Origin of the sequence: Rhizobium nepotum 39/7, assembly GCF_000949865.1 — a bacterium.
Lineage (GTDB): Bacteria > Pseudomonadota > Alphaproteobacteria > Rhizobiales > Rhizobiaceae > Agrobacterium > Agrobacterium nepotum.
Genome location: NZ_JWJH01000003.1, coordinates 139,657 through 152,922, shown reverse-complemented (window position 1 = coordinate 152,922; position 13,266 = coordinate 139,657). Strand labels below are relative to the sequence as shown.

At 60.3% G+C, this 13,266-nt stretch carries 10 protein-coding genes; 7 read left to right on the top strand and 3 right to left on the bottom strand.

Annotated features, from left to right (window positions below; genetic code table 11):
• The first annotated feature begins 27 nt into the window (after positions 1-27).
• The 3 genes from RS75_RS03915 to RS75_RS03905 all read left to right on the top strand — a co-directional run bounded on the left by RS75_RS03915 (position 28) and on the right by RS75_RS03905 (position 3,486).
• Positions 28-1,083 carry an aldo/keto reductase gene (locus RS75_RS03915; RefSeq protein ID WP_045017553.1) on the top strand — a complete coding sequence of 352 codons (1,056 nt, stop codon included), beginning with the start codon at positions 28-30 and terminating at the stop codon, positions 1,081-1,083.
• A gap of 69 nt (positions 1,084-1,152) precedes the next feature.
• On the top strand, positions 1,153-2,391 hold the full coding sequence (locus tag RS75_RS03910) for an acyl-CoA dehydrogenase family protein (protein ID WP_045017551.1): 1,239 nt from the start codon (positions 1,153-1,155) through the stop codon (positions 2,389-2,391).
• Positions 2,392-2,514: 123 nt separating this feature from the next.
• A complete protein-coding gene (locus tag RS75_RS03905) occupies positions 2,515-3,486 on the top strand; it encodes a LysR substrate-binding domain-containing protein (RefSeq protein WP_045017550.1) in 972 nt (323 codons plus the stop codon).
• Positions 3,487-3,502: 16 nt separating this feature from the next.
• Here the strand turns inward: RS75_RS03905 and RS75_RS03900 are convergent, their stop codons facing one another.
• Both RS75_RS03900 and RS75_RS03895 read right to left on the bottom strand, forming a co-directional pair.
• On the bottom strand, positions 3,503-4,855 hold the full coding sequence (locus RS75_RS03900; RefSeq protein WP_045017547.1) for an LLM class flavin-dependent oxidoreductase: 1,353 nt from the start codon (positions 4,853-4,855) through the stop codon (positions 3,503-3,505).
• A gap of 54 nt (positions 4,856-4,909) precedes the next feature.
• Positions 4,910-6,505: an ABC transporter substrate-binding protein gene (locus RS75_RS03895; RefSeq protein ID WP_045017860.1), complete on the bottom strand. Its 1,596-nt coding sequence runs from the start codon at positions 6,503-6,505 to the stop codon at positions 4,910-4,912.
• Between the two features lie 408 nt (positions 6,506-6,913).
• Between RS75_RS03895 and RS75_RS03890 the strand changes: the two genes are divergently transcribed.
• Positions 6,914-8,221, top strand: a complete 1,308-nt coding sequence (locus tag RS75_RS03890; RefSeq protein ID WP_045017545.1) for an NtaA/DmoA family FMN-dependent monooxygenase — start codon at positions 6,914-6,916, stop codon at positions 8,219-8,221.
• A 61-nt stretch (positions 8,222-8,282) separates the two neighbouring features.
• On the opposite strand, the gene RS75_RS03885 is transcribed toward RS75_RS03890, so the two are convergent.
• Complete coding sequence (locus RS75_RS03885) at positions 8,283-9,311, bottom strand: LLM class flavin-dependent oxidoreductase (protein ID WP_045017858.1); 1,029 nt, start codon at positions 9,309-9,311, stop codon at positions 8,283-8,285.
• A gap of 425 nt (positions 9,312-9,736) precedes the next feature.
• Here RS75_RS03885 and RS75_RS03880 point away from each other — a divergent pair, with 425 nt between their 5' ends.
• The 3 genes from RS75_RS03880 to RS75_RS03870 all read left to right on the top strand — a co-directional run bounded on the left by RS75_RS03880 (position 9,737) and on the right by RS75_RS03870 (position 13,198).
• Entirely contained in the window at positions 9,737-10,885 is a 1,149-nt protein-coding gene (locus tag RS75_RS03880) for a mandelate racemase family protein (RefSeq protein WP_045017543.1), read from the top strand.
• Positions 10,886-10,891: 6 nt separating this feature from the next.
• Positions 10,892-11,521, top strand: coding sequence for an SGNH/GDSL hydrolase family protein (locus RS75_RS03875; protein ID WP_045017542.1), 630 nt, complete (start codon positions 10,892-10,894; stop codon positions 11,519-11,521).
• A 78-nt stretch (positions 11,522-11,599) separates the two neighbouring features.
• Positions 11,600-13,198, top strand: coding sequence for an ABC transporter substrate-binding protein (locus RS75_RS03870; protein ID WP_045017540.1), 1,599 nt, complete (start codon positions 11,600-11,602; stop codon positions 13,196-13,198).
• Positions 13,199-13,266 lie beyond the last annotated feature (68 nt).

Here is a 13,266-nt window from a genome sequence, read left to right as displayed (position 1 = left end):
GCCCAATAACTTGAAGGAGCAACCATAATGGTCGACTATCGCTATCTCGGACGCAGCGCGCTGAAGGTTTCGCCGCTGAGCCTCGGCACGATGATGTTCGGAGGTCCGACGCCGGATGACGTGGCCTTCCGCATCATCGACAAAGCGCGCGAGCAGGGCATCAACTTCATCGATACCGCCGATGTCTATCACGACGGCAAGTCGGAAGAAGTCGTCGGTCGCGGCATCAAGGCCAGCCGCGATCACTGGGTTCTTGCGACGAAATTCGTCAATTCCCATACCAAGGGGCCTAATCTCGGTGGACATTCGCGCAAGTGGGTGATCGAGACCGTCGAGAATTCGCTTCGCCGTCTCAACACCGACTATATCGATATTCTCTATTTCCACCGCGCCGTCTTCGACGCGCCGCTGGAAGAGCCGGTGCGCGCCATCGCAGATCTCATTCGCGCGGGCAAGCTGCGTTACTTCGGCGTTTCAAACTTCCGTGGCTGGCGCATCGCCGAAATTTCGCATCTGGCCGACCAGCTCGGCATCGACCGGCCCATCGCCAGCCAGCCGCTCTACAACATCGTCAACCGCACGGCGGAAGCCGAGCAGCTGCCTGCGGCCCATAATTACGGGCTGGGCGTCGTTTCCTATTCGCCGCTGGCGCGTGGTGTCCTGACCGGCAAATATCAGCCGGGCGAGCAGCCGGGCGCCGATACCCGCGTCGGCCGTGGTGACAAGCGGGTTCTGGAAACGGAATGGCGTCCGGAATCGGTCGAAATCGCCCAGAAGGTTGCGGCACACGCCGCATCGAAGGGCGTTTCGGCAGCAGATTTCGCGCTCGCCTGGGTGCTGAACAACAAGTTCGTCACAGCGGCGATCACCGGTCCGCGCACTGAAGATCATTGGGACGGTTACGTCCGCGCGCTGGATGTGAAGATCGATGCGGAAGACGAGGCGCTCGTCGACAGCCTTGTGACAACAGGCCATCCCTCCACACCCGGTTTCAACGATCCGAGTCATCCCGTCGAAGGCCGCGTGCCGCGTAATGTCGAACCCGCTCCGCGCCCGGTCGTCAAGCCGCGCGCGGTCGCCTGATCGTCCAGAAGAAAATGCCTGCGGCGCGACCGTGCCGCAGGTCATCACATCCGCTCAGGGAAACCCGCAATGTCCAATCCTAAAATACAGACCGCAACCACCGACAATTCCGGCGTACCGAGCCGGGACGACATTCTGGCGCGCGCCAGGGACATTGCGGTTGTCGCGGCCAAGGATGCCGCCCGCCGTGAACGCCATCGGGAACTGCCCTTTGAAATCTTCGATCTGATCAAGCAGGCGAAGATCGGCACGCTGCGCATCCCCGAGGTTAAGGGCGGACCGGGCGGCTCGATTGCGGACTATATCGAAGTGCTGATGATCCTCGGCGAAGCCGACAGCAATATTCCGCACGCACTCCGCAGCCATTTCAATTTCACCGAAAACCTCGCTCTCACACCGATAGAGCTTGAGGATCGGCGGCACCTCGAAAATGTCCTCACCGGCAAGCTCTTCGCGGGCGCCAGCACGGAACAGGGCACCAAACGCCCCGGCGAAATCACCACGCGCCTCAGCGCCGATGGCGACCGTTATCGTCTGAACGGCCGCAAATGGTATGCGACCGGCACCGCCTTCGCAGATTTCGGCACCTTCAGCGCTGTCGGCGACGACGAACAGCCGATCGGCGTCCTCATTCCGCTTGATCGGCCCGGGATCACCATTCTCGACGACTGGGACAGCATGGGCCAGCGCATGACGGCAAGCGGCGGCGTTTTGCTTGAAAATGTCGAAGTGCTCCCGCATGAACTGACGACCCGCAAGCTCGGCAGCCAGGTCGGACGCCACAGCTCGGCCATGCGGCAGTTGCATCTCGCAGCCTCCGCCGCCGGTGCCGTTCAGGGCGCACTCAATGACGGTATCGATTATGTGCAGCGCCAGGCACGCACCACGCTCCACAGCAGCGCGGAAACCGCCAGTCAGGATCCCTTCGTACAGAAGATGCTCGGCGAAATCAGCGCTGGCGCCTTCGCCGTCAAGACGCTGATCCGCGAGGCGGCCCGAACGCTCGACCGGACGGCTGTTGCTTTCGCCAGCGGCGATGAAGAGGCGATAGAGGCAGCCCTACTGGAAGGTTCGCTCGCCACCGCCCGCACCCAGATCATCGCCTCGCAGCTTTCGCTGACGGTCGCCACCAATCTTTACGAACTCGGCGGCGGCTCGGCGACATCGAGCGAGCGGAATTTCGACCGCCACTGGCGCAACATCCGCACGGTCTACAACCACAATCCGCTTGCCCACAAGGCGCGTGTCGTCGGCGACTACTACCTCAACGGCACCACGACGCATCTGAAGGAAGGCCGGGTATTCTAGAGCACGTCCGGTCAAAACGGATCCGTCGGACGTGCTCTATCACTTTGTTTTTTCGCATTTTCCGGACGTAAAACCGCTACGCACTTTTACTGGAAATGCTCCAGCCATGAAGAGGAGACGGCCATGAGAACGGAATTCATCCCTCCTTCCGTCGCGCGGGCGGCTTTTCGCTTGCCGACACTTTCCCGGCTGCCACCGCTGACGGCGTTGCGCGCCTTTGTCGTTGCCGCCCGTCACGCCAGCTTCTCGCGGGCGGCGGAGGAACTGCATGTCTCGACTGCCGCAATCGGCCAGCAGGTCCGCATTCTCGAAACCCATCTCGGCCAGCCGCTCTTCAGCCGCCAGCGCGGCGAACTGGTGCTGACCGATGCCGGCAGCACGCTTTACCCCGGCCTCGCGGACGCTTTCGAAACCATGATAGGTAGCCTTTCCGATCTCATGGCTTCCGGCGGCCGGCGACAGCTGAAGGTTCTGGCGGAAGGCTGTTTTGCTGCCCGCTGGCTGGCGCCACGGCTGGGAGGCATCGTTCCTACTCTCGGAGATGTGGACCTTTCAATCGAATCCCTTGAGGGCGACACCATTGACCTCACCCATTTCGATGCCGATTGCGCCATCGTCGCGACCCATGGACAAATCCTCGGCTTCATTCACGAACCGCTTTTTGCCGATACCGTCAGTGCCGTCTGCACGCCGGATTTCGCGGCCCGTCATCGCCTTTGCGGCGAAGCCGAGCGGCTGCGGGATCTCTCTTTTGCGATGTTGCGCGGCAATGGCGCGGATGCTGCCTTCGAATGGGCAAACTGGCTTCGCGCCTGCCGCATTCCGCTGCGGCTTTCGGCAACCGGACCGCGCTTTTCGCGCCAGACCGCGTTGATAGAGGCAATCTTGTCCGGCCATGGCATCGGCCTTGCGCGCCATTCGCTGATTTCCGAAGAACTTAAAACCGGCCGCTTGATCACACCCTTCGGCGCACCGCAGCCGACGGCCAGCCGTTATCACCTGCTGACAAGTCCTGACAGGCGGCGACTGCCGGAAATCGCATCTCTACTCGCTTTGTTGCGCGAGGATATACGCTCCCTGGAGGCCGCCGCCTGAACACGCCCGTCCCACCTCAGGCGCGTTCCCTTTGCAACTCCTTCGTCGCATGGATGTTTTCCGGCCGGGGCAGGCCGTAATGATCGCGCAGCGTATCGCCCTCGTAATCCTCGCGGAACAGCCCGCGCTGTTTCAGGATCGGCACGACCTCGTCGACGAAGATATCGAACCCGCCATTCAGCCATGGCGGCATGATGTTGAACCCGTCGGCAGCGCCCTCGCGGAACCAGGTCTCTATCCAGTCCGCCACCTGTTCCGGCGTTCCCGAAATCACCTTGTGGCCGCGCCCACCGGCAAGCCGGTGCAGCAATTGCCGGATCGTCGGATTTTCCCGGTCGATGACATCGAGAACCAGCTGGTGACGACTGCTATCCGCCTGCGCGCGTGTCGCTTCCACGGCTTCCTGCGGCAAGGGCTGGTCGAGATCGGCCGATGAGAGATCGATGCCGGTGATGCGCTGCAACTGCCCGAGCGAAAAGGCCGGCTGGATGAGATCGTTGAAGGAAGCCTCGAGCCTGCGCGCCTCCTCTTCGGTGGAGGCGATGAAGGGGCTGATGCCCGGCAGGATTTTCACATGGGCGGGATTACGCCCCGTGGCTGCCACACGTCTCTTGATGTCGGAATAAAAAGACCGCGCACTCTCCAGAGTTTGATGCGCGGTAAAGATTGCCTCGGCGTAACGGGCGGCAAAGCCGCGCCCTTCCTCCGAGGAGCCGGCCTGCACATAGACCGGCCGGCCCTGCGGCGAGCGCGGCATGTTGAGTGCGCCCCGCACGCGGTAGAACTCGCCCTCATGATTGGCGGGATGAATGCGGTCGGTATCGGCAAAAAGACCGCTCTCCCTGTCGGCGACGATGGCATCGTCTTCCCAGCTGTCCCAGAGCTTTGTCACGACGTCGACGAACTCTGTCGCCTGACGGTAACGGTCGGCATGCGGCGGATGCTGCTGGAGATTGAAGTTTCCGGCAGCTGCATCCACCGAGGTCGTCACGATGTTCCAGCCCACCCGGCCGCCGCTGATATGATCGACCGAAGCGAACAGCCGCGCGAGATTGTAAGGCTCGTAATAGGTGGTGGAGGCCGTCGCAATGAAGCCGATCTTTTCGGTGACGGCCGCCAAGGCCGCCAGCATGGTGATCGGCTCCAGCCGGTGGCGGGCGGCATAACGGATATTGGCGTCCAGCACCGGCGCATCAGCAAAGAAAATGGCATCCAGCTTTGCCGCCTCCGCCTTGCGGGCGATATCCTGATAGAGCCTTATATCGGTGACGCGGAGAGGCTCCGACTCGGGGTGACGCCAGGCTGCTTCGTGATGTCCACCCGGATAGATGAACGCATTGAGGACCAGCTTCTCGGATTTTCTGCTCATAGCGATGAACCCTTTTAAACTCTGACACGGCTTTAAACGAGAGGTGGGGAGGCGCTACGCCTCCTTCGTCACCCACGCTTTGGCGAGATTGCCGCTGAGACCCTCCGCTCCCGTCGCATAATCCTTGATGCGGACGCTGCCGACGACCGGCTGGATCGGCGAGACGAGATTGATGACAGGAAGATCCTTGGCGACGACGGCCTGAAACTCTTTAAAGAAAGCCGCACGCTTTTCGATATCCGGCTCCACCGCCGCCGCTTCCAGCAGCCGGTCCACTTCCGGATTGGCGTAGTGGCTGGCATTCGAGAACGGCAGACCGATCTTGAAGTTCTTGCTCCAATAGACGCGCTGCACGCCGGCCGTCGGATCGAAGGTATTGGAGAGGGATTCGACTGAAAGGTCCCAGGCACGGTCGGTATAAACGACCTTCACATAGGTGCCGAAATCGAATTTCTGGATATCCGCCTCGATGCCGATCTTGGAAAGCGCCTGTGCGATGAAATCCGAATAGGTCTGCGGGTTGAACGGGTTGGTCGTGACCCTGAGCTTGAAGCGCTTGCCGCCATCCTTGCGGGGAAAGCCTGCCTCATCCAGCAGTTTTTCCGCCAGCCCGACGTCGAATTTGGCAAAACCGATATCCGGATTGTGGAATTTCGCAAGACCGGGGCTGATCGGCGTGGGCGATGGCACGGCGTAACCATAGAGCACGGTGTCGATCAATGCCGGAACGTCGATCGCGTGGGCGATGGCCTGCCTCACCTTCAATTCCTTGAGATATTCGTTCTCAAGGTTGATGACGAGCTGGTTCTGCTGACCGGCATAGGCATAGATGCGGTCATCCACCTTCAGCGTCGGGATTGATTTCAGCCGTTCCAGATCGGCAAGCGCCACCGGGTTCGGGCCGATGTCGCCCTCCCCGGTTTCGAGCGCCGCCGCGCGAGCGCCCGCATCGTTGATGAGGCGGATGATGACGCGGTCGAGATAGGGGCCTGACGCGTCCCAGTAGTCGGCATTCTTTTCCAGAAGAATATGGCTGCCCGGCACCCATTCCTTCAGCACGAATGGACCGCTGCCGATGATCTGGGCGGGTTTCGGATTGTCGGTCGGCTTGAAGGTCTCGAAGATGTGCTTCGGCACAACAGGCGATTCCGATGAGGCGAGCGCAGTGATCAATCCCGGCGCCGGCTTGGAAAGCTTCACCTTTGCGATCAAAGGATCGGAAGTATCGACGCTTTCGACATGCGAGAAAGTCGCCCGACCACGCGGATGGGCTTCCTTCAGCCGCAGGATCGAAAACTCCACATCCGCCGATGTCACCGGCTTGCCGTCATGGAACTTCGCATTCGGCTGCAAATGGAAGACATATTCCAGCCCGTCGGCGGAAACGCTCCATTCTTTGGCAAGGCTTGGCTTGGGCGAAAGTTCGTAATCGTACGTCAAAAGCCCGTCATAAATCTTCGAGCCGATGAACTGCGGGCCACCCGCGCTGGTATTGATCGCCACAAGCTGGGTCGGCTCGGGAAAATAAACGATCTTGAGCGTGCCGCCCGAAACCGGCTCTTCGGCAGCGGCAAAAGAACCGCCCGGAAGTGCCACGAAAGCGCCGGCGGCGAGTGCAATCTTATGAAACTGGCGTCTGGAAAAGGTCATGTCTGTCTCCGAATAAATCCGATGTGCGAGGCGAACGGCCGCATCAGCCATGGCGTTCGTCCTCTCAATTGCGATCTGGAGGCACGCTACACGCGATGAAATATTTTCTATAGATAAAGTGTACTATTTGGGAGGCCATTGAGGAAATTCGTTTCCAGATCGCCAGCACTCACGCTGTAGACAAAATATCCTTTCGGAAATGGCATCATTTTCGAACGATGCCTTGGCCGAGTGTGCTTGATGGGAGGCGTCTCCTTGCGCGCCGACGCAACCATGGCTCGAAAGTTTTTCTTCTCCGAGCAGCAAGGATTTTTAACTCGCGACCGAAACCCCGGCTGTTACGCTTCCCCACAATTACGCCGGATCCGCAGGCCGGCAATCCAACAGACCTGAAAGAAAAGTGGAAGCATGAGCACGAACAAACGCCGGCTCAATCTGAATGTCGGCATCAACACCACCGGATACCTCGCCAATGCCTGGAAATACAGGAGCGGAGACCGGCACGATATCAACGATATCGGCTATTACCGGCGGCTGACGGAACTGGCCCACAAAGGCCGGTTCGACGCCGTTTTCCTTTCCGATCACCCGGCGCTGCTGACCGACCCGACAAGCCGCCCGTTTCACACCATCGATCCGCTTATCCTCTCCACATCGCTCGCCGCACAGGTGCCGGATATCGGCTTTGTGGCGACGGTGTCCTCCACCTATAATTCGCCCTATAATTTCGCCAGACGGACGCAATCCATCGATATCGTCACCGGTGGTCGGTTGATCGTCAACATCGTCTCTTCCTTCAATCCGAACGTCGCCGCCAATTTTGGCAATGATCCGCTACCGCCCCGCAATGAGCGGTATGCCAAGGCCACCGAATTTCTCGATGTCGCGAAAAAGCTCTGGTCGAGCTGGGATCCGCGCCGCGAAGGCGAGGTGCCGGAAGACCGTTTCTGGGATGCGGCGACGGCCGAGACGATCGATCATGAGGGGCAATATTTCCATGTCAAAGGACCGCTCAACGTGCCGCGCGGGCCGCAGGGGCACCCCGTCATCGCCCAGGCGGGCGCCTCCGAAGGCGGCATCGATCTGGCGGCGCGCCATGGTGAGATCATCTATTGCAACATATTGTCACGCCCCGCCGGCCAGGCCTTTGGCAAAAAGGTCCGTGACCGCGCCGTCTCCTTCGGCCGCGATCCCTCCGGCATCCGCATCGTTCCCGGCCTCGTCGTCATTCTCGGCGAAACCCGCGAGGAAGCGCTGCGCAAACACGAACTCTACAGCGGAACCGGCTCGGAAGACGGTCTCTTGGCGCGCTTCGCCAAGGAAAACGGTATCGAACCCCGCGATTTCGATCCCGATGCGAAACTGGATGGCGAGCGCTTCATTCCCGACCCGAACCGCCAATGGGCAGTGGGCATGGGGCTTGGCCTTTCCGAGCTACTGACCCACGAAAAGCTTACCGCCCGCGAGGCCGTGCGGCGCTCGGAGGGGCACCACCGGCTGCTACTCGGCACAGCGGAAGAGGTGGCGGACGGCATGATCGACCTCTGGCAAGACGGCACGGTCGATGGCTATACCCTGCAGCCGCCCCGCGCCCCTGACGATATCGCCGAATTCGTCGAAAAAGTCGTGCCGGTGCTGCAAGACCGAGGCGTTTACCCGCGCGAATATGAAGGCGCAACGATACGCGACAGATACGGCTTGCCCCAACCGGACTGACGACGGTCCCATCGCCCGCCATTCCCTTGCTCGGCGCGGGAATGGCGGCGTTGTGATAACCTTATTGGCCCGTTGCCGCTCTCAAAACGGGCTTTCCGCCAGAAAGCTGCGGCACGACGGACGCGAAATCCGCGACGATCTGGCGATAATCTTCCGGCTGGAATTCATAGGGTAGTTCCAGCCTGAGTTCCGAGACGTGCGGCAGAACGGGATCCCGCGACAGCTTTTCCAGAATTTCGTCGGTTGTTCCAACGATATCGGACAGAAAAAGCGTGCGTCGCGCACCATGCGGCGCATGCGTTCGCTTGTCGCGCTCGGCGACAAATTCCACATAACGGCGGCGTGTCGCCGGGCTGGCGCTATCGGTCGGCAGGATTACGCGACCAAGGGCAACACGCGGCTGACGTTCATGCGCCCATTCCTGTCGGAAGCGGCTGACCAGCGCTGCCTGCGCTGTCAGAAAATCATCGGTATCTTCACCGCTGACGATATTGCCGGTCAGCAGATTGAAGCCCGCCTTTCCCGCCCAGCGCGCGGAATTCTGCGATCCGCCACCATACCACAGACGATCGGTCAAACCCCTGGCGAAGGGTCGAAGGCGCGGCACTTGCGCGCCGGCCGCATTACCCGCCTCAGTCTCGCTGGACAGCGGTTCCGACCTCAAGGCCCTGGCGAGCTTCTCGGCGCGGGCATGGCTGTAATCCGCATCGGGTGCAGTATCGACATAGTCCGAAATGAGATGGGCGAAGGGCGGCGCGCCCACTGAAACGCCGACATTCAGTCGCCCATGTGACAGGATATCCACTGTGGCGAGATCTTCGGCCAGCCTGAAAGGATTTTCGTAACCGAGCTGAATGACGGCGGTGCCAAGCCCAATCCGCTTGGTGCGCTGCGACGCAGCCGCCAGAAAAGTGGCGGCCGAGGATACGCCGCGCTCCAGATGGCGCTGGCGAACCCAGGCGCTGTTATAGCCCAGCGCCTCCCCGGTCTCGAAAAGCTGCAGGGTTTCCTCCAGCCCCTGCGCAGGATCATCATCGTGATAATTGCCGGGAACCAGAAAAGCGAAATGGGAAATATGGGAAAGGGGCATGGTGTGCATCCGGAAATGATTGTTGCGGCAAGATGAGGCTCAGGCAGCGCAGGTGCGGCCATCCTCCCGTGCCGCGCATACGCAAGACAGAATGCACGATGACCGACATCGCTGGCACAGCATGGTCTTTTATAGTCCTGGCGATTGTTGAAAGATCGTTGCGCGATTCAATAATCTACTAAAATTATGGATTATTTCTGAGAACATTCGCCATATCCGCCCGCCCTCTTTCAAGGCAAGGGCTGCCCCTCCCCCGACCAAAAATCACTCGGCCGATAGCGCCGTCATTATCGGCTTTGCGCAAATACCCTTGATTTCCCTCCCATACATGTAATACAGGTTACCATACATGTTGACAAATAATGCAGACATGTATGACATTGCAGCAACAACGAACGCTGCGATACCTGCATGAGGGAGGAATTATGATCATCACCGACGTCGAGGTCCGTGTTTTCCGCACGACGACCCGTCGGCACTCGGACAGTGCCGGTCACGCACATCCGGGCCCGGCGCATCAGGTGGAACAGGCCATGCTGACCATCCGCACGGAAGACGGTCAGGAAGGGCATTCCTTCACCGCGCCGGAGATCGTTCGCCCACACGTCATCGAAAAATTCGTAAAAAAAGTCCTGATCGGCGAAGACCATCGCGACCGGGAACGCCTGTGGCAGGACCTTGCCCACTGGCAACGCGGCTCGGCCGCGCAGCTGACGGACCGCACGCTAGCGGTAGTGGATTGCGCGCTCTGGGACCTTGCCGGCCGCAGCCTCGGGCAACCTGTATACAAGTTGATCGGCGGTTATCGCGACAAGGTGCTCGCCTATGGCTCCATCATGTGCGGCGACGAGCTGGAAGGCGGGCTTGCAACTCCTGAAGACTACGGCCGCTTTGCCGAAACGCTGGTGAAGCGCGGCTACAAGGGCATCAAGCTGCACACATGGATGCCGCCGGTGAGCTGGGCGCCGGATGTGAAGATGGATATCAAGGCCTGCGCGGCCGTGCGCGAGGCCGTCGGCCCCGATATTCGCCTGATGATCGACGCCTTTCACTGGTATTCCCGCACCGATGCGCTGGCGCTCGGGCGCGGACTGGAGAAGCTCGGCTTCGACTGGATCGAGGAGCCGATGGATGAGCAGTCGTTATCCTCCTACAAGTGGCTCTCCGACAATCTCGATATTCCGGTCGTCGGCCCGGAAAGCGCGGCCGGCAAACATTGGCATCGCGCGGAATGGATCAAGGCCGGCGCCTGCGATATTCTTCGCACCGGCGTCAACGATGTCGGCGGCATCACACCGGCGCTCAAGACCATGCATCTGGCCGAAGCCTTCGGCATGGAATGCGAGGTGCACGGCAACACGGCCATGAACCTGCATGTGGTCGCCGCCACCAAGAATTGCCGCTGGTACGAGCGCGGCCTCTTACATCCCTTCCTCGAATATGATGACGGCCACGACTATCTGAAGTCGCTGTCCGACCCGATGGATAGCGACGGCTTCGTCCACGTTCCCAACCGGCCGGGCCTTGGCGAGGATATCGATTTTACCTTCATCGACAATAACCGGGTGAGGTAACGGGCGATGAAAACGGTGCTCGCCTTTGGAGACAGCCTCACCTGGGGTGCGGACCCGGCCACGGGCCTGAGGCACCCGGCCACATATCGCTGGCCGGAGGTGCTGGAAGCCGAGCTTTCCGGAAAGGCAAAGGTTCATTCCGAAGGGCTGGGCGGGCGCACCACCTGTTATGACGACCATGCCGGTCCCGCCTGCCGCAATGGTGTCCGCGCGCTTGAAGTGGCGCTTTCGTGCCATATGCCGCTCGATCTCGTCATCATCATGCTCGGCACCAACGACATCAAACCGGTGCATGGCGGGCGCGCGGAAGCCGCCGTTTCCGGCATGCGGCGGCTGGCGCAAATCGTCGAGACCTTTATCTACAAGCCGCGAGAAGCAGTGCCAAAACTTCTGATCGTCGCGCCGCCGCCCTGCGTCGCAGGTCCTGGCGGAGAACCCGCAGGCGGGCGCGATATCGAGCAATCGCTGCGGCTCGCGCCGCTTTACCGCAAACTCGCCGCCGAACTCGGACATGACTTCTTCGATGCCGGATCGGTCGCCAGCGCGTCGCCCGTGGATGGCGTGCATCTGGAAGCGCCGGCAACGGCCGCGATCGGCCGGGCGCTCGCCGCTCCGGTCAGAGACATTCTTGGCTGATCATGCGGAGCCTGTGGAGGAACAGGCGCGCGGATCGAAACGTGGAAGGCCGTATGAACCGGCCATATGGGAGGAAAAATGAAACATTTTCTTGCAACCGCCGCACTGGGCGCATTGCTGATCGGCGCTATGCCGCTCAGCGTCTTTGCCGAAACGCCGAAAGACCAGCTCATCGTCGCTACGACCATGAGCAATATCCTGACCCTTGACCCCGCCGCCATTACCGGCCGCGAGACGGTGCAGGTTCTGAATAACATCTACGACACGCTGGTCGTGCTTTCACCCAAAGATCGCAGCGTACAGCCCCGCCTTGCCGAACGCTGGGAAATCGCCGAAGACCGGAAATCGATCCGTTTCCATCTGCGCGGCGACGCCAAATTCGCATCCGGCAACGCCGTGACGGCAAAAGACGTGGCCTGGAGCCTGAAACGCCTGCTCGCCCGCAATCTGGCGCAATCGTCATTCCTGAAAACGCGTGGTTTCAAGCTGGAAGATGCCGACAAGCTCTTCGTTGCCGAAAACGACCAGACCTTCGTGCTGAATATTCCAAAGCCGGATGATCCCAATCTGCTTTTGATGATCCTCGGGCAAAACGGTCCCGGCTCGATCATCGACAGCCAGACGGCGCTTGCCAATGAAAAGGACGGCGATCTCGGCGGCGCGTGGCTGACACTCAATTCGGCAGGATCAGGCCCCTTCAAGCTTACGCAGTGGAAATCCAACGAATATATCATCCTCACCCGCAACGACGATTACTGGGGCGAAAAAGCCCAGATGAAGCGCGTCCTGATGCGCCATCTGCCCGAATCTCAATCACAGCGGCTGATGCTGGAAAAGGGGGATATCGACGTCGCTTACTCCCTGCAGGCGCCAGACCTGAAGTCGCTGGAAGCAGACAAGGCCATCGCCATCGAATCCACACCCGGCTCCGGTTTTTATTACCTCAGCGTGTCGATGAAGGATGAGAAGTTCGCGAACAAGAAAGTACGCGAGGCCCTGCGTTACCTGATCGACTACGACGGCCTCGACAAGGCGGTCATGCCTTATTACGGCAAGCTGCATCAGCGTTCTCTCAGCACCGGCGTGATGGGCGCGCTGCCCGATCAGGGATACAAGCTCGATATCGCAAAAGCCAAGGCGCTCCTGGCTGAAGCCGGCTATCCAAACGGTTTCAAGACGACGCTGCGCGTGCTTTCAGAAGACCCCTTCATGAAAGCGGCAACGGCAATCCAGAACACGCTGGCCCAGGCCGGCATTCAGGCCGAACTGATCAGCGGCTCCGGCGACCAGATCTACGGCGCGATGCGCGAGCGCAATTTCGAACTGCTTCTCGGTCGTGGCGGCGGCGGCCAGCAGCCGCATCCGGACAACAACCTTCGCTCCATCGCCTATAATCCGAACAATGCGGACGACGCCAAGCTCACCAACTACCAGAGCTGGCGCACGAGCTTCTTCGATGAAAAGCTGAACAAGATGATCGAAGAAGCCCTTGTCGAGCGCGACGCGACGAAACAGGCAAAGCTCTACGAAGATTTGCAGGCCTATATGGACGAAATCGTCATGTCCATTCAGCCCTTCTCCGAAGTCGTCGACACTGCTGCCTTCCGCAGCGATATCAAGGGCATGATCGTCAGCCCCTGGCTCTCGCGCTTTGAAGACGTCCGCAAGGAGCGGTGATCCCACACCATATGCGAATGGAAAGAAGGCGCGGCTAACTCCCGCGCCTTTTTACTGGCAACAAGGTC